Origin of the sequence: Vibrio jasicida CAIM 1864 = LMG 25398 (assembly GCF_000400365.1) — a bacterium.
GTDB lineage: Bacteria > Pseudomonadota > Gammaproteobacteria > Enterobacterales > Vibrionaceae > Vibrio > Vibrio jasicida.
Window position 1 is genome coordinate 1 of record NZ_BAOG01000132.1, and the last position, 19,126, is coordinate 19,126.

The window sequence follows — 19,126 nt, forward strand, 5'->3', positions numbered from 1 at the left end:
AGTGGTTGAAAGCACCGGTCTTGAAAACCGGCATACGTTAATAGCGTATCTAGGGTTCAAATCCCTATCTCTCCGCCACATTTAGAAAAAGCCCGCTAAGCAATTAGTGGGCTTTTTCGTATCTGAAGGCGTAAAGAGGGATTTAGACAAATCCCTCCTTGAATGCAAGCCCAGCACTCACGCCACATTTAGAAAGCTCGTTGAGAAATCAACGGGCTTTCGTCGTTTTAGCGCTTGGGAAATTACGGGATTTGTAAATCCCTAGTTGAACGCAACCCCGAACTAAGCGTCCCCGCACTCAGCCACATCCAGAAAAAGCCTGTCTAATCCTCGAAGCACTTTTCAATATGCAAGAAAAAAGCCCACTAATATTTAGTGAGCTTTCATCGTTAAGTATTGGTATGAAAGAGTTAGTTTCCTTTCGCTGCCTCAATCCTTTTATCGAGATCTGGATGAGTACTCAACCACTCAGGCAACTCTTCATAACCTTGGTTACGGAACAACTCAAACATTTCAGCCATCGGCTTTGTGTCGCCATAAACCTTGAGCATCGCCTCTCTTGCGAATGCATCGGCTTGTATTTCGGCTTCTCTGGAGTAACCACTGGACAAGACAAACACACTTGCGCCGGCAAGATTGTCCACGATGCCAGAACTTTCGCCGGTTAAAAGAGCGACACCAACAGAAAGGACACTCGAATACACCAACCTCTTTAGCATGTGGCGATGATGAATATGACCAAGCTCGTGAAGAATAATACTGTCCAGTTGTTGCTGGTTTTTAGACAGCGCGACTAATTCATCGAGCAGCACAATCTTTCCACCAGGTAAGGCAAACGCATTCGCTCCTAGCTCAGAAGATCGGAAAACAATCTCTACTTGGTAAGGCAACGCCTCTAACTGTGTTAAGTGCTGCTCTACCCTGCTTCGAATGGCTTCTTGTTCGGCTTTACTCAGCTCGCTCGGTTCCCAACGGGAATCCAAGCTTTCGAGTACCTTTTCGCCAAGTACAACTGAGACACTGTCAGGAATAGCGTATGCGACTTTGTCGCTCACCCAAGGTAACGCGTAATAATATCCCCCGAGCACAACGGCAATACATGCCATCGCAGACACGACCCAAGCAAGCCAGTTTGATTCTATTTTATCAATGAAGCTCGATCTTTTATTTGCCTGTAGCCACCGAGACACTTCTTCAGTCCGTTCGGTAACGAAAACCCAACCATTGGGCAGCTTAAATCTGACGGGTAAATTGCCGACTGGAGCAGTAATGTCCGCGTGCTGCTGGTCACAGCTGAAAATATTGTCAGCAACAACCAAACTCAACGAGTTGGCCTGAGCGACATCCAATTTGGCTTGATGTCGCTCAGAGCTTTTGGGTGGAAACGCGGTTCCTTCAAACTGCATTAACCGATTCCAACACCGAGATCGAAGGCTTGTGCAACTTCATCAGAAATCGCTGATTTCACTTTTGAATCTTGGTCTGCTGCTTTCAGTTGGCTCATGTCTCCAACGACGACCGTCTTGTCAGCAACATAGCGAGAAGTACGAACCATTACCCATGGTCTCGCAATACTCAAGGTCACAACTTGTAATAGGAAGTTTGAGATAATCAGCCACATGTAGCCATCAACTGTATAGGTAGACTTAAAGGTAAAGTTGTTTTCTTCTTGCCCTTCTTTTTCTAGCTTCATTTGAGAGAACAAGTAGTTACGAGTTCTTGTTGCTGTGTATGCCGTCAAGCCGATGGTTAAGCCAATCATACCAAGGTACATGACAACCATTGTAATGACAGGGCTAGATTTATTCAGTGAAGCCAAGTCGCCCGTTGCTGCTTCCATTAGCCCTGAGCTCCCAACCATCACAATGACCGCTACAATCGCAATCGCGACAGCTGTGCTAAGGCCGATTGCTACGGCTTTCAGGTAGGTTTTTACAAAGAAACTGGTTTCAAGTTCGCCACTAAACTGCCAATCACCATAGCGGTAGCCGTTAACAAAGTAACGTTGAACGCCAACCACAACCCAACCATAAAGTGCAGCCATAACGACAACTGAGCAAAGCCCTAAAATAACCGACGCAGCTTGCGAAACGCTTGCAACCGCTACACAGATACCAATGAAAACCATGACCGCCAGCGCTGCACCAAAGCCTCGGCCAAGTATGGTCATGTATGCATCTTTCAGTGACGAATTAAAAGAGAAGTGAACATTGCGGTAACTCGTCATTGCAGAATCAAATCGTGCGTTGCTCCATAACAACCATGGCAGAGCGACATAAAACAGAAGTAAGAGCACAAGCGCCAGTTGGGGAATGAACGAGTTTGCGATACCCCATACCAATACAATCGCCAGCGCGACTAAACGCCCCTTTAAAATTTGCATTGGCTCAGCATGATACTCAAAGTTATCACCGTCGATGTACGTGTTACCGTAGAAGTAGCGCTTTGTTCTTACTTTGGCCCAAGCAGAGTAAATTCCAAGCGTAACGATAGAAAGTAGAACATTGACAATCCAGATGCCAAAAAACTCTCCCCCTCGCCCTTTAAAAGAGATGGTATTGGAAATGCGTTGATGGTTCATATACAGTCCGAATAGTTTATTTAATTTTATGAATTTAAAGGCGTTATCCTATCTCATTCATAAATTGATAAACTTGACTGCCATAAGCAAACTAAACATCAATTATTTATAAAATACATATTAATTATGAATTCAAATTCACCGAAAAAATAATTAAATGGTCAATTCCGCTCAAATAAAGCCACTTAAAGTGATAGAAACTACTCTCTCAGTGAATTTAATCGACAATGGTTCATTATCACTAAAAAAGCCTACATTCAGAGATGCGGGCTTGCCAATCAACAGGTTAGTTGCTGATTACATTTTTTATCAGACGAATTGTAAGGTGTTTATAACTATCTAAATGCCGCGAAGCCCCCTAATATTCGCCTCGGCATAAGGCAGGAGCATCTTCTTTCTGCATTAGCTAAATCCATCCATTTGTTGTTTTAGACAACGTCAAAGGCTAGGAAAATAAAATTGGGAAAGGATTCCCAGCCTTAAATGTTCATTCGAGAACTGAGTCCGCTACCTCAATTTCAACATTCTAGATTCAGTCTTTAAAAACGAATTCAGCGGCATTCAACAACTGCATATGAATAGGCACCAAATCCGCGTGTTCACTTCGATAACCACCACCGACGACAGCCGCAACAGGAATCCCTCTATCTTTCATTAACTGCATTAAAAAGCGGTCACGTTCGAATATGCCTTCCATCGACACGTTGAAATACCCCAATTCGTCGTCGACATGAATATCCACCCCAGCATCGTAAATCACCATATCAGGGCGATGCAGATTAATTGCCATTTCGACCACTTCTTTAAACGTCATCAAAAAAGCTTCATCACTGGTTCCACGACTTAATGGAACATCAAGGTCAGAGTCTGGCTTTCTCGCTGGGAAATTTTTATCGCAGTGGAAAGACAAGGTGACAATGTCGGGTTCACTTTCACAAATCGTTGCCGTGCCATCGCCATGGTGGACATCACTATCGATGATCATCACTTTATCGACGTGTTCATGATCAAGCATGTGCTTAGCAGCAATCGCCAGATCGTTGAATAGACAAAAACCACTGCCAAAGTTTTTGTGCGCATGATGATAGCCACCGCTTAGGTGAATCGCGACACCATGCTCTAATGCCTTTTCTGCGGTCAGCACTGTTCCGGCGGTGGATGTCAGTGTCCGTGTTATCAGGACCTCGCTCCAAGGAAACCCAATTCGACGCATTTTAGCCGCAGGCATAGCTCCCGTCACCAACAAGTCGACATACTCCCCATCATGCACCTGTTTAATATCATCCGTACTTAGAGGGCTTGGTTGGAAGAATTCAATTCGCCCTCCCCAACCCTCACTCGCGAGTTTTTCCATCACAGCTTGATAAAGGTAGCGATATTTCATGATCGGATAACGGTGACCATCTGGTAGATCGAGTTGCGAGTAAATAGGGTGATAAATCAGTGGCAGCATGAGACATTCTTTTCATAAAACGTTGTGAAATAGTACCAACTCCTTGAGTTGATTAAAAAGAAATTTAATTGATAATGATTTTCAATATCAATTAAATTTCTACCTGTTATGAATAAAACCTTATATACGATACTCGGCGCTTTCTTTGGTTCTTTCTGCGCGATTTCTCTGTTCATGTCGATGATGTTAGGTGCATGGTGGTTAGTTGATTTTATCGCCCTTAGCTAACACAATGGTTCTGTTTCCACTTAACCTTATTGAATCAGACAGATAGGTGTACTCATGAGTCAGACAGTCTTTATTACTGGTGCGAATCGCGGTATCGGTTTGAGTTTAACCGAGCTCTATTTGCAACAAGGCGCTCAAGTTCACGCGACAAGCCGTAACCTAACAGACAGTAAAGAACTACACGCATTAGCGTCGCGTTATAATACCTTGGTGCTATATGAATTGGACGTGACGGATTACCAACGAGTCGCCCAACTCGCAAGCGAACTCCCGGCAATCGATCTGCTGATCAACAATGCAGGTTACTACGGGCCTAAAGGCTATGGATTTGGTAACACCGACATCGAAGAGTGGCGACAAGTCTTCGAGATAAATACCATCGCTCCATTGAAGTTAGTGGAAAGCTTTTATCCGCTGCTACAACAAGGCAAAGCGAAGAAAATTGCGTGTATCTCCTCTAAAGTCGGCAGCATAACGGAAAACACCTCTGGTGGTGGTTACATCTATCGCTCTTCCAAAGCGGCACTCAACTCTGTTGTTAAAAGTTTGAGTAATGACCTAACCGATGAGGGCTTCACTGTCTTGGCACTCCATCCGGGCTGGGTACGTACTGAAATGGGTGGGCCTAATGCGCTTATCGACCCACAAACGTCTGCTGATGGTTTAGCAAAAGTGATTGAGCAAAGCACGCAAGAAAATTCAGGGCAGTTTATTAACTATGATGGCACCGAACTTCCTTGGTAATAGTCAAGTATCAATAAGTTAACGTTAGGCGACGAAAGGTTCCCAGTTTCGTCGCCCATTCTCCAATCTCATTACTTAACTTGAATTTCACCGTTTCCTATCCAGACTTAGTGAGGTATTAACCCCACTAAGGAGAGTAACAATGGCCGCAGATAAAGATCTGGTGAATTTTAGTGAAGAGCATGAGCTCAATTACTGCTTAAGAAGTGCAGGCAAGCGTCAAACTCAAGCAAATCGAGATGCATTGATCGACTTGGGTAAACAAGTAAAGCAGGATTTAGGTAAACGCGTATTAACGCAAGATGACGTCAGAGGCGCAATCGACAAGAACGATAACTTGTTCGACTAGTCATCATATTGATATCAAAAGCGGCACTAGCTGGTGCCGCTTAGTCGCCGGAAGGCATGAATTACTTGGAGGATTTACGTTTGGTGGTCGTCGTTTTTGATGCACCAGATTTGTTGTAACTGCGCTTCTTACGCTTGAATGCTGGTCGCTCTACTTTAGGAAGATGACGCAGAGATTCCGGAATCGGACCTGATTTCACTTCGCCCATCAGCCCGTCTATGCGTTGTTCTAACGCTTGCATAAAAGGTTGATATGCTTGGTTTCTTTCTGCCATACCTTGTAATTGGTGTTCCCAATGCGCGGTCATATCTGGGTACGTCGAGTCCATTGGCAAAGCGTGGATCAAGCCACGCCCTGCTGGTGAGCTCAAAATCGATTTACCCTGACGAGTCAGCAATTGACGTTTGAATAAGGTATCTAAGATGCCTGCTCGAGTCGCTTCCGTACCAAGACCATCGGTATCTCGCAAAATCTTTTTCAATTCTTTATCGGCAACATAACGAGCAATACCCGTCATTGCTTGTAATAACGTCGCTTCGGTAAAATGCTTTGGCGGCTCTGTCTTGCGATCTCTAATTTCCCCTTCACGGCATGTCAGTACGGTGCCTTCTGTTAAAGGTGGCACAGCATCAATACCCTCATCTTCTTTGTCTGTTTTCCCCATTAACGCTTTCCAGCCCGGAGAAACAAGCTGGCGACCTTTAGCGATAAACGTACCACCAGCAATATCAAAGACGAGCTTCGCTTCCGCATAAACTGCAGCTGGATAGAATTGCATTAAATATTGACGGGCAATGAGCTGATACACCTTCATCTCATTACCTGATAATGCATTCACATTCGCTTGTTTTGGCGTTGGAATGATTGCATGGTGAGCATCCACTTTTTTGTCGTTCCAAGCTTTAGACTTAATCGATAAATCCGCACCTTGCACCGCGCTTTGTAGCTCTTTGGCATTGTTAGCAATAGCGGAAGTGACAGAACCCGCTTGCGAATAATGCTCCATCGGTAAGTAACGACAATCGGAACGTGGGTACGTGATCAGTTTGTGCTTCTCATACAACGCCTGACAAGTATCCAAAACCTGCTGGGCACTCATGCCATAGCGTTTGGCAGCATCAATCTGCAAGGCTGATAATGAATAAGGAAGTGGCGCAGACTGCTTAGTTTGCTTTTGCTCGGATTCCGTGACTTTCGCAGGCTGGTTGGCAATGCGATTCGCTACGTTCTCAACGAGCTTTCGGTTAAGAACTCGACCTTCCTCATCTTGCCAAGGCTTACATGCCTCACTTGGCTTCCAACGAGCGCGAATATCAAACGAACCATTTTGATCTTGATAAGGGATCAATGCATGCAGAGTGAAATAGTCTTTAGGCACAAAGTTTTCGATTTCTTCGTCGCGACGTACCACCAAACCAAGTACAGGCGTTTGAACTCGCCCGACCGATAATACGCCTTGGTAGCCTGCTTTTTGGCCCAGCAAAGTATAAGCGCGAGACATGTTCATTCCGTAAAGCCAATCAGCACGAGAACGTGCCAAAGCTGAAACAGAAAGAGGAATGAAATCGCGATTGCTGCGCATAGAACTCAATGCACGCTTAACCGCGGGTAAGTTCAAGTCTGAAATGAGAAGTCGTTGTGTCGCTTCTTTCTTGGTTTTGGAGAGCTTACAGTAATCCAACACCTCATCCACCAACAATTGACCCTCTCGATCCGGGTCGCCTGCATGGATAACTTCTGTCGCACATTTAAGGAGTTTACGTATTACCGTGAGCTGTTTGCTGGCCGTTTTTCTCGGTCTTAGTTGCCATTGCTGGGGAATAATTGGCAAGTCAGCCATATTCCACTTTTTATAACGTTCGTCGTAGGCATCAGGTTCGACTTGCTCTAACAAGTGACCGATACACCAAGTGACTACGTCACCATTACCACAGCGAATAAAGCCTTGGTCTTTCTTTTGAGGGTTTGGCAGGGCAGCCGCTATCGCACGGCCTAGACTTGGTTTTTCAGCAATAAACAGACGAGACATAAGGTTTTGGAAATCATAATAATTAGGGCCACATTATCTAATGTAGCCCTAACAAATCAAGAAAAACTGTACAGATGAACAGTGAGTAGTGTGTTATTGAAACTCAACAAACTGAGATAAGTCACGCTCCGGCACTTTCATCGGGGTACAACCTGGGGTACCTAAGTAAAGGAAACCGACAATTTGATCTTCGCCTTTTAGGCCAAAAGCTTGATGCACTTCTGGGTGGAACATCCATTTACCTGAACGCCAAAACCCTTGAAAACCTTGTGCTACCGCCGCCATTTGCATTGCTTGAACAGCACAGCCCGCTGAGAGGTATTGTTCCATTGCTGGCACTTTTTCATGCTCTGTCACATTTGCAATAACGGTAATCACCATAGGCGCGCGGAAAGGTGCATTCTTCACTTTTTCAATGACCGCCTCGTCGCTATTTTCCGCTTCCGCTGCTCGTACTAAAATATCAGAAAGCTTTTTAAGGCCATCGCCTTGAGCAATCACAAAACGCCAAGGAGTTAAACCTGCATGATCAGGCGCACGTAAACCCGCACGAATAATATTTTCCAGAGCTTTCCCTTCTGGTGCTGGCGCTGACAATTTGGCGATAGAACGACGGTTGAGCAAGAGATCGAGAGCTTCCATGAACAAGTCCTTATTTGATTGAATTATTATTTTTACGCAGCTCACTTTAGCATAATCCAAACTTTCGAATAACAACCTGTTTTCTGGGGGTTTAGATAGCCAATTTTAGATTTCTAGGCGTTAAGTAGGCAAAAAAAAGCTGCGCACTTGGCGCAGCAAAATAGTTAAGAAAGAATGATACTTACAGTTTGACAGCCAGTTTCACACCCTGGCGGATGGCGCGAACCGCGTCCAATTCCCCAGCATGGTCTGCACCACCAATGATATGTAATTTCTCGCCCAGCTCATGCCATTTGTCTTCAAACGGACGAACCGACTCTTGCCCCGCACAAATAACCACTTTGTCAGCTTCTAACAATTGCGCCTTGCCGCTGACTTGAATATGTAGGCCACCATCATCAATCTTGTCGTATGACACGCCACCGACTAAGTGAACACCGCGCTTTTCAAGCGTACGTTTATGAATCCAACCTGTGGTTTTACCCGGTCCTTTTCCAACGCGACCCTTACGACGTTGAAGTACCCACACTTCTTTATCAGCAACGGCGTCAGGATAAGGGTACAATCCCCCCGGTTGAGACATTTCTTTGTCGATTCCCCATTCATGCAGCCAATCATCAAGTGTTTGTCCCACGGGCTCAGTAAGCATCGTTGCCACATCAACACCAATCCCGCCTGCGCCAACAATGGCAACTTTCTCACCTACTGGCGTTTTATCACGAATCAGCGTTTGATAGTCGATCACTTTTTCTGGGTTTTCTATCCCATCAATTTTCACTTTACGCGGCTCAACGCCAGATGCCATGACCACTTCATCATATTCAGTCAGCAGATCGTAATTCGCCTCAGTTTCTAGATGTAAGTTAACGCCAGTTTCTTCAATGCGGTTCGCAAAGTAACGGATGGTCTCACGAAACTCTTCTTTACCTGGAATCTGCATGGCTAAACGGAACTGACCACCAATGCGATCGTTCTTCTCAAACAAATCTACTTTGTGGCCACGTTCTGCCAGCGTTGTCGCACAAGCGAGGCCAGCAGGTCCCGCGCCGACGACTGCAATATTTTTCTTCTTAAACGCGTCCTCGACCACAATTTCAGTTTCGTAGCAAGCTAATGGGTTAACCAAACAACTTGCTCGCTTGCCTTTAAATACATTGTCTAAGCACGCTTGGTTACAACCAATACACGTATTGATGAGCTGTGACTTTTCTTGTTCGGCTTTAGCAACAAAGTAAGGATCAGCTAGGAAAGGACGCGCCATAGAAACCATGTCAGCATGTCCAGAAGAAAGAATTCGTTCGGCCTCATCTGGGGTATTTATTCGGTTACAGGTGATGATTGGAACAGAAACGTGCGGCTTCACCTTTTCAGTCACCCACGTAAATGCTCCGCGGGGTACTTGAGTGGCAATGGTAGGAATACGTGCTTCGTGCCAGCCGATACCCGTATTAATTATTGTCACACCGGCTTCTTCAAGTGCTTTTGCCAATTCAATAACATCTTCAAACGTGCTGCCTTGCTCGACCAAGTCCAACATCGAGAGACGGAAGATAATAATAAACTTTTCGCCCACGGCTTTACGCACTGCTTTAACGATTTCGATAGGGAAACGCATACGTTTTTTGTAGCTGCCGCCCCAGTCGTCGTAGCGCATGTTGGTACGCTTACATAAGAATTGGTTAATCAAATAACCTTCAGAGCCCATTAGCTCGACACCATCATAGCCCGCTAGCTGAGCCAGCTCAGCACTATTAGCAAAAGCTTCGATGGTCTTTTTGATTTGTCGCTCGCTCATTTCGCTTGGTGCAAATTTGGCGATAGGCGCTTTCATACCCGATGCACTTTGCGCGAATGGATGCATCGCATAACGCCCTGCATGGAGAATTTGTAGGGCAATTTTACTGCCGTGCTTGTGAACCGCTTCCGTCACAACCTTATGTGCTTTGGCGTGCTTAGGCTTACTAAATTCAGCGCTTAACGGATGCAATCGGCCACGTAAATTTGGAGAAAAACCACCAGTTACGATTAAGCCAACACCGCCTTTGGCACGCTCTTCATAAAACGCAGCCAGCTTTTGAAGACCTTCTTTGTGCTCTTCTAAACCAGTATGCATTGATCCCATCAGGACGCGGTTTCGTAGCTGTGTAAAACCTAAGTCCAATGGCTTTAACAAATTTGGGTACATGGCAGACATCACTAAACATCCATTTTTATTGTTGTGGTCTGACCACAGTACGCCGCAAAAACCAAAAAATCAAACAAGCGTTTACAATTTTGCAACACGCGTCAATCTCACGTTAAACTATGCCAATTGTGAATGAGCGTGATAAGCTAAAAAAATTGTTATCTTTTGAGATCTTAGAGATAAGAACCCATACTTTGTAAGATTAGGGAAAGACTATCTCGTTATGGAGACAAGATGAAAAAACTCTTCAAATTTATTGGTCTGATATTCAAGGGGATATGGAAAGCCATCACCTTTGTCAGACTTGCGCTAGTGAACCTGATCTTTTTAGTGATGATTGCTGTCTTCTACTTTGCCTTTACCTACACTGGAGAAGGTCAACCTGTCATTGATAAAGAATCGGCGTTGGTTATGAACTTATCGGGACCGATCGTTGAGCAGCGTCGTTACGTTAACCCAATGGACTCCATTGCTGGTTCGGTTTTAGGTAACGAAATTCCGAAAGAAAACGTGTTATTCGACATTGTCGATACCATCCGATACGCAAAAGACGACCCTAAAGTCTCGGGCCTTGTCCTTGCTCTGCGTGATATGCCAGAAACTAACCTAACTAAGCTTCGTTATATTGCAAAAGCACTGAACGAGTTTAAAGCATCAGGCAAACCAGTATACGCGGTGGGTGATTTCTATAATCAAAGCCAATACTACCTTGCAAGTTACGCTGATAAAGTTTTTCTAGCACCCGATGGTGGCGTATTGATTAAGGGTTATAGCTCTTACTCCATGTACTACAAAACCTTGTTAGAGAAACTCGATGTTTCAACGCACGTATTCCGAGTAGGTACTTACAAATCCGCGATTGAACCATTCATCCGCGATGACATGTCAGACGCAGCAAAAGAATCAGCGACTCGTTGGATCACACAACTATGGAGCGCGTTTGTTGATGACGTAGCAACGAACCGTAACATTGATGCAAAAGCATTAAATCCAACCATGGAAGAGTTGCTAGCAGAGATGAAATCGGTTGATGGCGACATCGCTCAGCTTGCAGTAAAAATGGGATTGGTTGATGAACTGGCTACTCGCCAAGACGTACGTAAGCTGTTCGCTAAAGAGTTTGGCAGTGACGGTAAAGACAGCTACAACGCAATTGGATATTACGACTACCTTGCTACCATGCGTCCTAAACTAAACCTTGCTGAAAACGACATTGCTGTTGTTGTTGCAAGCGGTGCCATTATGGATGGTCAACAACCACGTGGTACGGTCGGTGGTGACACAGTCGCAAGCCTACTTCGTCAAGCTCGCAACGACGATAAAGTGAAAGCTGTTGTACTTCGTGTTGATAGCCCTGGCGGCAGTGCTTTTGCCTCTGAAGTGATTCGTAATGAAGTAGAAGCCTTAAAAGAAGTAGGTAAACCCGTTGTGGTTTCGATGTCTAGCCTTGCGGCTTCAGGTGGTTACTGGATTTCAATGAGCGCAGACAAAATCGTTGCTCAGCCGACGACACTGACAGGCTCAATCGGTATCTTCAGCGTAATTACGACCTTTGAGAAGGGCTTTAACAAACTTGGTATTAGCACTGATGGTGTGGGGACCTCTCCATTCTCTGGTGATGGCATCACGACGGGTCTTTCTGCTGGCGCTTCTGAGGCGTTCCAATTGGGTATTGAGCACGGTTACAAACGTTTTATTTCTTTGGTTGGCTCAAACCGAGATATGTCACTTGAAGAAGTGGACAAAGTAGCGCAAGGCCGCGTGTGGACGGGTCAAGACGCGTTGTCATTCGGTCTAGTCGATCAAATGGGTGATTTCGATGATGCCGTTAAACTGGCAGCGAAACTGGCTGAGGTAGAGAACTACGAAATCTACTGGGTTGAAGAACCACTTTCACCGACAGAGCAATTTGTTCAAGAGTTCATGAACCAAGTCAAAGTATCTCTCGGTATTGACGCAACGAGCTTCTTACCTAAGAGCCTTCAACCAGTGGCTCAGCAATTTGAACAAGACGCTAGCATGCTACAAAGTTTTAATGATCCAAAAGGTCAATACGCGTTCTGCTTAAATTGCCAAGTGCAATAGCTATCCTAGCTTAGCCAAAAAGGGGCGTCTCTGTGCGAGATGCCCCTTTTTATTAGGTTTCATTTCGCTATAATCCCCGCCACTGTTCCCCTACATGAAAGTAAAGTAGAACGATGACTAGAAAACACATCTACATCGCTTACACCGGTGGCACCATCGGTATGCAAAAATCCGATCACGGCTACGTCCCTGTCGCTGGCTTTATGGAAAAACAACTCGCCAGCATGCCCGAGTTCCACCGCCCAGAAATGCCGGAATACACCATCCATGAGTACGAGCCTCTGATCGACTCATCTGATATGACACCGGCAGACTGGCAGCAAATCGCAGACGACATCCGTGACAACTACGATAAATACGATGGATTTGTTATTTTGCATGGTACCGACACCATGGCATACACCGCTTCTGCATTGTCTTTCATGTTGGAGAATCTAGGTAAACCTGTCATCGTGACCGGCTCACAAATTCCTCTGGCAGAACTACGCTCAGACGGCCAAGCAAACCTACTGAATGCTCTGCATATTGCGGCAAACTACCCTATCAACGAAGTAACATTGTTCTTCAACAATCAGTTGATGCGCGGCAACCGCAGCACCAAGTCTCATGCTGATGGCTTTAACGCGTTTACATCGCCAAACTTGCCACCTCTGTTGGAGGCAGGTATCAATATCCAGATCAGCAACAATGTTTCAGTAGGCACAAAGCCAGAGGGTGACTTCAAAGTACACAACATCACGCCACAACCTATCGGCGTGATCACCATGTACCCTGGCATTTCACACGAAGTAATCCGCAATACACTTCGTCAACCAGTCAATGCGATGATCTTGCTGACATTTGGTGTGGGCAATGCCCCGCAAAATCCTGAGTTACTAGGTCATCTAAAAGAAGCATCTGAGCGTGGCGTCATTGTCGTGAACTTAACGCAATGTTTGGCGGGTAAAGTCAACATGGGCGGCTACGCAACTGGTTGTGCACTAGCAGATTCTGGCGTAATCAGTGGTTTTGATATGACGCCAGAAGCAGCGCTAGCAAAACTGCACTACCTTCTAAGCCAGAACCTGTCTTATGAAGAGATCAAAACGAAGATGCAAGAAGTACTGCGTGGTGAAATGAGCCTGTAGTTCGGTAAACCTACTGTTCGTATCTTAAACAACAAAGCCCAATTCAAAATTGGGCTTTTCAATATTTACTGTTCTGCCTACTGCAAGGAGAGTAAGAATAAGGACTATCAGCTGTGATTCGGGTTTACTCGAACAATATCTTGCTCTTCTTCGTTGAACTGTTTCTTCAATTCTTGCTTCGATTTAAAACTGATTTCTCCACCAGCAGCCACGGTCATGTGCTGCGCATCAGTGTTGTGTTTTGATTGATACAACATCACAGCTTGCATACATGAGTCTCGCTGCTCTTTAGAAAGTGTTGTACCCTCAGGCCATCTTCCTGTTTCTACTGCGTAAACCAATCGATCATAGACTTCTGGCGTTATCGCATTTAATAATTGTTCTGCGTCCATAATGTACCTTCTTATTACATTCTATTCACAGAACATAACGGGTTAGTAAACAGAGTCAAGAATCCAAAAATGAATTGGTGTAACGGATCACAAGCAAAACCATGAAACGAACATACTGGCTACTAGCAAGCCTTGCCTCTTTGACTTTAACAGGCTGCTTTGAAGGCAACGTCACCACGGAAGAATTGTGCCAAAACAATCCCAAACTGCGTTGCGAGCAACTCAACATGGACGATGGACAGTGCCGGATTCCTAGAACGAATTTAGTCTGGCATCGATTTGAGTTACTCAAAAGCCCAACAGAAGCGAACCAGATCACCGAATACGCTTTGGTTGCTGAGTACAGGAAATGCCTTGAGCTTGCCTCTCAAATTACCCCTATCGATCAAAGCGCGTTAAAAAGAAAACGTTTCGATGCATTAGTGCATAGCATTGACGAATTAGAACGTATCGTCACGACACTAAAAGGTTCTGACGATCCTGCGACCCTATACTTTTTATGGTCTCAAACGGGAGACGATCAAGCGAGGCGTCAATTCTTGCAAATGGAAGGCTCCCCTCAACTTAACAATGCTGAGATGCAATATGCCTTAGCGACCTTCTATACCAATAGAGACCAGCAAAAAACGTTAACATTACTTCATAATTCGCTTTCAATGTCTGACGAGAACAACCTCAATCCAGCCATCCTCAAGTCGCTCGCGAGCATCAATCAAGGGTTAGGTAACAAAGAGCAGGCCTATTTATGGGCGATGGTAGCCAAACGCTTTGATGTTCCGCTCGCCAATGAGCAACAATTAAAGCGTATGTTCAATTTTTCAAAGACAGAGAAATATGAACAACTAGACGATTTGGCTAAATCTATTTCGAAGTCGATAGAGAAAGGGAATTATTCGCCAAGGATAATCCCAAGTAATTTATAAAATAAAAAACTCCCATTCATATTGGGAGTTTTTTATTTGTCTCTCGGCTTATCTTGAGTGGGCAATTACTATTTTATTAATTGAAAGGATGAAACATTCTTTCAACCATTATCCGGCTTATTGGTCAGATTTGTTGAAAATTAACGACACCGAGTTTACACAATAGCGTTCGCCTGTTGTTTGCGGCCCATCTTCAAAAACATGACCTAAATGACTGTCACAAGCGCCACATCGAATCTCTGTACGAACCATTCCGTGACTCAGATCTTCTAAATAACGGACCGCGGTGTCATTAATTGGCGCATCAAAACTTGGCCAGCCACACCCTGAGTCGTACTTATTATCAGAGACAAATAGAGGAGCATCACAACACGTACAGGCATAGACGCCTGTCTCTTTGTTGTGAAGCAGTTTACCGGAGAACGGAGCTTCTGTTCCTTGCTCGCGACAGACGCGAAACTCTTCCTCAGAGAGCTGCTCACGCCACTGTTCATCGGACTTCGTTACTTTTCTTCCGCTTTGTTCCACCAATTCCTGTTCCTTATTTCTTATTTTTGGCAATGACTTTTTTAGCAAAAAACTTGCTTCTCGTAACAGTTGTAGCACATACTTTCTCACCAGAACACCATGTGTAATTAATTTGATACGAGTACTTATCTCGGAAGTTATATTACGCCAACTGGGATGTAGAATAACCAGTTAAAAGTTTAAAAAACGAGCATTTGCGAAGAATTGTTAAAAAAAGCGTCGCTTTTTTTTGACTTTAAACAAGTTAAGTCCGATTATCTGTTGCAGATGTTTACTGGATTCTGTAATTTTACTACCAGTTATCTTTAATCAGAAATTAAGTTGTGGAGCAACTATAATGACTATCAAAGTAGGTATTAACGGTTTTGGCCGTATCGGTCGTTTCGTATTCCGTGCAGCGCAAGAGCGCAACGACATCGAAGTTGTAGGTATTAACGACCTTATCGACGTAGATTACATGGCATACATGCTTAAGTACGACTCAACTCACGGCCGTTTCAACGGTACTGTTGAAGTTGAAGGCGGTAACCTAATCGTTAACGGTAAAACTGTACGTGTAACTGCAGAGCGCAACCCTGAAGATCTAAAATGGGATGCTATCGACGTTGACGTAGTAGCTGAAGCAACTGGTCTTTTCCTAACTGACGAGACTGCACGTAAGCACATCACTGCTGGTGCGAAGAAAGTTGTTCTAACTGGTCCTTCTAAAGACGCAACTCCAATGTTCGTTATGGGCGTAAACGATTCAACTTACGCAGGTCAAGACATCGTTTCTAACGCTTCTTGTACTACTAACTGTCTAGCGCCTATCGCTAAAGTTCTTAACGACAAGTTCGGTATCGTATCTGGTCTTATGACTACAGTTCACGCTACTACAGCTACTCAAAAAACTGTAGACGGTCCTTCTGCTAAAGACTGGCGCGGTGGTCGTGGTGCTTCTCAGAACATCATCCCATCTTCAACTGGTGCTGCTAAAGCTGTAGGCGTTGTTCTTCCAGAACTAAACGGCAAACTAACTGGTATGGCTTTCCGCGTACCAACAGCTAACGTTTCTGTAGTTGACCTAACAGTTAACCTAGAGAAAGGCGCATCTTACGAAGCTATCTGTGCAGCAATGAAAGAAGCTTCTGAAGGCGAACTAAAAGGCGTTCTAGGCTACACTGAAGACCAAGTTGTTTCTCAAGACTTCATCGGTGAAGTTCAAACTTCAGTATTCGATGCTAAAGCTGGTATCGCTCTAACTGATAACTTCGTTAAAGTTGTATCTTGGTACGACAACGAAATCGGTTACTCAAACAAAGTTCTAGACCTAATCGCTCACATCTCTAAGTAATTATTACTTAGCTGAAAAGCAATTAGCGAAGCTTGTGTTTGAAACATAAGATTTGAATAAAAGGCGGCTCTAGAGTCGCCTTTTTTGTATCTGGAATTTGAGAGAATGAAGACTCGACGTTGCACTCAATGTGCGAAGTGCGTCTAAAACACTCTCCCTCCCAGCGATAGGAAGCAACACATGGATTTAAAAACTCTCCCAGCTCTAACCGTGCTATCTGATAACGTCACTATTGTCGAAGTTGATCAGGTTAAAGTCGTTCGCGTTATTCATGAGAAAGCAACGGCAGGTATCGCACTACACGGTGGTCATGTCGTTTCGTTTACACCAGCAGGCCAAGAAGACCTAATCTGGATGAGCGAAAAAGCAATCTTTGATGGCAAAGCGGCACTTCGTGGTGGTATTCCTGTTTGTTGGCCTTGGTTTGGCCGCATCGCAGCGCCAGCTCATGGTTTTGCGCGCACAGCAGAATGGGAATTGGTTGAACATCGTGAGAACGACAACGGCGTGATCGTCGAACTTGCTCTCTTCCCAACCGAAGAAACTCACGACATCTGGCCACATATGTTTGATGCTCGTCTTGTTGTTGAAATCAGCGACGAGCTAAAAGTGACATTGAAAGTCACCAACATTGATGATGCAGAGTGGACATTCTCAGGTGCACTACACACATATCTAAACGTTGGTGATATCAAACAAGCACAAACAACAGGTATGGGACCTGAGTACATCGACAGCTTAAAAGAAGGTGAAATCTGCCAAGGTGGTGATGTCCTTCAACTAACTGATACCATCGACCGTGTTTACACTCAGCCAGAAGCGCAAATCTTGGTGAAAGACCCTGTGTTAGATCGCACGTTGAGCGTTGAAAACCAAGGCCATAACTCAGCAGTATTGTGGAATCCTTGGGCACAAGGCGCACAAGGCATGGGTGACATGGCAGACAATGGCTACGAAACCATGATATGTGTGGAATCGACAGTGCATGCGCCAAGTATCGAGCAAGGCAAGACGTTACAGCCAGGTGAGACACATGAACTTATCACTGTGATTTCAGCGCAGTAATACAGTTTAAAGGCCGGTTCTCCCGGCCTTTTTTTACATTTCCAAAGCACAACACAAGAATCACTCATGCCATACTAAGTCCAACCAAAACGAGTCGAGATAATGGTGTAACGATGAAATACCGCATTTATTCAATATCGCTTCTTACGGGCTTATTGTTTGGCTGTGCCAACACTGAGGTCTCGTTACAAGCCGAAAAGAACGTCGCCGAATACAAGCAATTGTCTCCAACACGATATCAAGTCTATTGCCCCACCGGAATCTGCCGCTTCCAAGTTTCCGCGAACCAGAAAACGGCAATAAGCATTGAGATGTTCTATGCCGAAAATAAACCGTTCAAGAAGATTGAGGGGCTGACCTACGACAATCAAAATCAATATCCGGCGTCGAATGTTTTTACTCTTCCCGTAAAATCAGACAACGAGAGAATATCTGTGCAAGTCATCGACTATTACAGATAACCCCACTCCGTTATCGCTTTGAATAACGAATAATCGATTCTCGATACAGTGAAAGCAGTGTATCGCTTTTCACACCGACCCCAACGTTTTGCGCGGAGAAAGCACTCCACTCATCGTGCATGTATTTGCGTTGATCCGTTTTCTGAATCGTCATCCCTTCGGCAGGCCCATCAGTCACCACTCGGACGGCACCACTGCGCAAAGTAAACAGCTCAGGATCAATAACATACGCAATCGCAGAAGGATCATGGACATGGCAACCATCCATTCCAACCTTCTCGGAGTAAAACTTCAAATAGTAGCGGCTCACATCCCAAATGAACTGCCCTACTTCTCCCGCATCCTCTCGCAGTTGGTCTAGGTATTGCCCCGTAAAGAAGCTCTCTTCCGTAACATCCAAACCGATGATAACGACTGGCCATGAAGCCGTGAATACCTTATCGGCGGCATGAGGGTCGTCATGAATGTTTGCTTCCGCAAATGGCGTAACATTGCCTCGATGATCGTTTTCACCAAAAGCGCCGCCCATTACAACCACTTCCTTAACCAAGTTAACGATTTCTGGGTCTGCTTCCAAAGCGAGCGCAAGGTTAGTTAAAGGGCCCACGGCCACCAAGGTGATTTCTCCCGGTTCTGCTCTAACGCTGTCGATGATGAACTGATAGGCAGACGTATCAATGGCACTTACATCCAGTGCGCTCGGCGCTTTCACATCACCAAAACCAGCTTCACCGTGCACGACAACCGTTGCTCCAACTGGCGCTTTTATTAAGGGCTTATCCGCACCTTTCGCAACCAAGGCTTTCATACCAAACTTCTGTTTTAGGTAAAGGGCGTTTTGCGTCGCGTTGTCTATCGTTGCATTGCCATAAACGGTTGTAATGGCCATAAGGTCGATATCAGGATGGGCTTCAGCAAAAAGAATGGCCATCGCATCATCGATGCCAGGATCAGTGTCTAGGATGATTTTCTTTGTCATATCAGCTTCTATTAAACGCTTG

The 19,126-nt window shown here is 44.9% G+C and carries 17 protein-coding genes; 8 read left to right on the forward strand and 9 right to left on the reverse strand.

Going from position 1 to position 19,126, the window contains the following annotated elements; translation table 11 throughout:
* Positions 1-410: 410 nt before the first annotated feature.
* The 3 genes from VJL_RS24210 to VJL_RS24220 all read right to left on the reverse strand — a co-directional run bounded on the left by VJL_RS24210 (position 411) and on the right by VJL_RS24220 (position 4,034).
* Complete coding sequence (locus VJL_RS24210) at positions 411-1,406, reverse strand: M48 family metallopeptidase (RefSeq protein WP_038881880.1); 996 nt, start codon at positions 1,404-1,406, stop codon at positions 411-413.
* On the reverse strand, positions 1,406-2,581 hold the full coding sequence (locus tag VJL_RS24215; RefSeq protein WP_038881882.1) for a YjgN family protein: 1,176 nt from the start codon (positions 2,579-2,581) through the stop codon (positions 1,406-1,408). Before VJL_RS24215 ends, VJL_RS24210 begins: the two co-directional genes overlap by 1 nt.
* A 532-nt stretch (positions 2,582-3,113) precedes the next feature.
* Positions 3,114-4,034 (reverse strand): histone deacetylase family protein, encoded by a 921-nt coding sequence (locus VJL_RS24220; protein WP_038881884.1) that lies wholly within the window; start codon positions 4,032-4,034, stop codon positions 3,114-3,116.
* 282 nt (positions 4,035-4,316) lie between these two features.
* Here VJL_RS24220 and VJL_RS24225 point away from each other — a divergent pair, with 282 nt between their 5' ends.
* Both VJL_RS24225 and VJL_RS24230 read left to right on the forward strand, forming a co-directional pair.
* The gene (locus VJL_RS24225; RefSeq protein ID WP_038881885.1) at positions 4,317-5,006 is read left to right on the forward strand and encodes an SDR family oxidoreductase; all 690 of its coding nucleotides are present in this window, start codon (positions 4,317-4,319) and stop codon (positions 5,004-5,006) included.
* A gap of 142 nt (positions 5,007-5,148) precedes the next feature.
* The gene (locus tag VJL_RS24230) at positions 5,149-5,355 is read left to right on the forward strand and encodes a hypothetical protein (protein ID WP_038881886.1); all 207 of its coding nucleotides are present in this window, start codon (positions 5,149-5,151) and stop codon (positions 5,353-5,355) included.
* Between the two features lie 61 nt (positions 5,356-5,416).
* Here the strand turns inward: VJL_RS24230 and VJL_RS24235 are convergent, their stop codons facing one another.
* The 3 genes from VJL_RS24235 to VJL_RS24245 form a co-directional block, all read right to left on the reverse strand.
* Positions 5,417-7,384, reverse strand: a complete 1,968-nt coding sequence (locus VJL_RS24235) for a DNA topoisomerase III (RefSeq protein ID WP_038881887.1) — start codon at positions 7,382-7,384, stop codon at positions 5,417-5,419.
* 93 nt (positions 7,385-7,477) lie between these two features.
* Positions 7,478-8,026, reverse strand: coding sequence for an NAD(P)H nitroreductase (locus tag VJL_RS24240; RefSeq protein ID WP_038881888.1), 549 nt, complete (start codon positions 8,024-8,026; stop codon positions 7,478-7,480).
* Between the two features lie 181 nt (positions 8,027-8,207).
* Positions 8,208-10,220: an NADPH-dependent 2,4-dienoyl-CoA reductase gene (locus tag VJL_RS24245; protein WP_038881889.1), complete on the reverse strand. Its 2,013-nt coding sequence runs from the start codon at positions 10,218-10,220 to the stop codon at positions 8,208-8,210.
* A 225-nt stretch (positions 10,221-10,445) separates the two neighbouring features.
* On the opposite strand from VJL_RS24245, the gene sppA reads away from it, so the two are divergent.
* Together sppA and ansA are read left to right on the forward strand one after the other, a co-directional pair.
* Entirely contained in the window at positions 10,446-12,296 is a 1,851-nt protein-coding gene (gene sppA / locus VJL_RS24250) for a signal peptide peptidase SppA (protein WP_038871246.1), read from the forward strand.
* 113 nt (positions 12,297-12,409) lie between these two features.
* Positions 12,410-13,423, forward strand: a complete 1,014-nt coding sequence (ansA, locus tag VJL_RS24255) for an asparaginase (protein WP_038881890.1) — start codon at positions 12,410-12,412, stop codon at positions 13,421-13,423.
* 107 nt (positions 13,424-13,530) lie between these two features.
* On the opposite strand, the gene VJL_RS24260 is transcribed toward ansA, so the two are convergent.
* Positions 13,531-13,815, reverse strand: a complete 285-nt coding sequence (locus VJL_RS24260) for a YeaC family protein (RefSeq protein ID WP_038871251.1) — start codon at positions 13,813-13,815, stop codon at positions 13,531-13,533.
* Between the two features lie 101 nt (positions 13,816-13,916).
* Between VJL_RS24260 and VJL_RS24265 the strand changes: the two genes are divergently transcribed.
* Complete coding sequence (locus VJL_RS24265) at positions 13,917-14,738, forward strand: DUF2989 domain-containing protein (RefSeq protein ID WP_038881891.1); 822 nt, start codon at positions 13,917-13,919, stop codon at positions 14,736-14,738.
* A gap of 117 nt (positions 14,739-14,855) precedes the next feature.
* Here VJL_RS24265 and msrB read toward each other — a convergent pair whose 3' ends face one another.
* On the reverse strand, positions 14,856-15,269 hold the full coding sequence (msrB, locus tag VJL_RS24270) for a peptide-methionine (R)-S-oxide reductase MsrB (RefSeq protein WP_080774313.1): 414 nt from the start codon (positions 15,267-15,269) through the stop codon (positions 14,856-14,858).
* Positions 15,270-15,603: 334 nt separating this feature from the next.
* Here msrB and gap point away from each other — a divergent pair, with 334 nt between their 5' ends.
* The 3 genes from gap to VJL_RS24285 all read left to right on the forward strand — a co-directional run bounded on the left by gap (position 15,604) and on the right by VJL_RS24285 (position 18,125).
* Entirely contained in the window at positions 15,604-16,599 is a 996-nt protein-coding gene (gene gap, locus VJL_RS24275; protein WP_038871258.1) for a type I glyceraldehyde-3-phosphate dehydrogenase, read from the forward strand.
* Positions 16,600-16,779: 180 nt separating this feature from the next.
* Entirely contained in the window at positions 16,780-17,664 is an 885-nt protein-coding gene (locus tag VJL_RS24280; RefSeq protein WP_038871260.1) for a D-hexose-6-phosphate mutarotase, read from the forward strand.
* 113 nt (positions 17,665-17,777) lie between these two features.
* On the forward strand, positions 17,778-18,125 hold the full coding sequence (locus VJL_RS24285) for a hypothetical protein (RefSeq protein WP_038871262.1): 348 nt from the start codon (positions 17,778-17,780) through the stop codon (positions 18,123-18,125).
* A gap of 10 nt (positions 18,126-18,135) precedes the next feature.
* Here VJL_RS24285 and VJL_RS24290 read toward each other — a convergent pair whose 3' ends face one another.
* Positions 18,136-19,104, reverse strand: coding sequence for a nucleoside hydrolase (locus VJL_RS24290; protein ID WP_038881892.1), 969 nt, complete (start codon positions 19,102-19,104; stop codon positions 18,136-18,138).
* Positions 19,105-19,126 lie beyond the last annotated feature (22 nt).

Coding starts and splice junctions, on each gene's coding strand:
- VJL_RS24260 (WP_038871251.1), bottom strand. CDS start 13,815: ATGGACGCAGAACAATTATTAAATGCGATAACGCCAGAAGTCTATGAT.
- VJL_RS24240 (WP_038881888.1), bottom strand. CDS start 8,026: ATGGAAGCTCTCGATCTCTTGCTCAACCGTCGTTCTATCGCCAAATTG.
- VJL_RS24235 (WP_038881887.1), bottom strand. CDS start 7,384: ATGTCTCGTCTGTTTATTGCTGAAAAACCAAGTCTAGGCCGTGCGATA.
- VJL_RS24210 (WP_038881880.1), bottom strand. CDS start 1,406: ATGCAGTTTGAAGGAACCGCGTTTCCACCCAAAAGCTCTGAGCGACAT.
- sppA (WP_038871246.1), top strand. CDS start 10,446: ATGAAAAAACTCTTCAAATTTATTGGTCTGATATTCAAGGGGATATGG.
- VJL_RS24215 (WP_038881882.1), bottom strand. CDS start 2,581: ATGAACCATCAACGCATTTCCAATACCATCTCTTTTAAAGGGCGAGGG.
- VJL_RS24225 (WP_038881885.1), top strand. CDS start 4,317: ATGAGTCAGACAGTCTTTATTACTGGTGCGAATCGCGGTATCGGTTTG.
- gap (WP_038871258.1), top strand. CDS start 15,604: ATGACTATCAAAGTAGGTATTAACGGTTTTGGCCGTATCGGTCGTTTC.
- VJL_RS24290 (WP_038881892.1), bottom strand. CDS start 19,104: ATGACAAAGAAAATCATCCTAGACACTGATCCTGGCATCGATGATGCG.
- ansA (WP_038881890.1), top strand. CDS start 12,410: ATGACTAGAAAACACATCTACATCGCTTACACCGGTGGCACCATCGGT.
- VJL_RS24220 (WP_038881884.1), bottom strand. CDS start 4,034: ATGCTGCCACTGATTTATCACCCTATTTACTCGCAACTCGATCTACCA.
- VJL_RS24280 (WP_038871260.1), top strand. CDS start 16,780: ATGGATTTAAAAACTCTCCCAGCTCTAACCGTGCTATCTGATAACGTC.
- VJL_RS24285 (WP_038871262.1), top strand. CDS start 17,778: ATGAAATACCGCATTTATTCAATATCGCTTCTTACGGGCTTATTGTTT.
- VJL_RS24230 (WP_038881886.1), top strand. CDS start 5,149: ATGGCCGCAGATAAAGATCTGGTGAATTTTAGTGAAGAGCATGAGCTC.
- VJL_RS24265 (WP_038881891.1), top strand. CDS start 13,917: ATGAAACGAACATACTGGCTACTAGCAAGCCTTGCCTCTTTGACTTTA.
- VJL_RS24245 (WP_038881889.1), bottom strand. CDS start 10,220: ATGTCTGCCATGTACCCAAATTTGTTAAAGCCATTGGACTTAGGTTTT.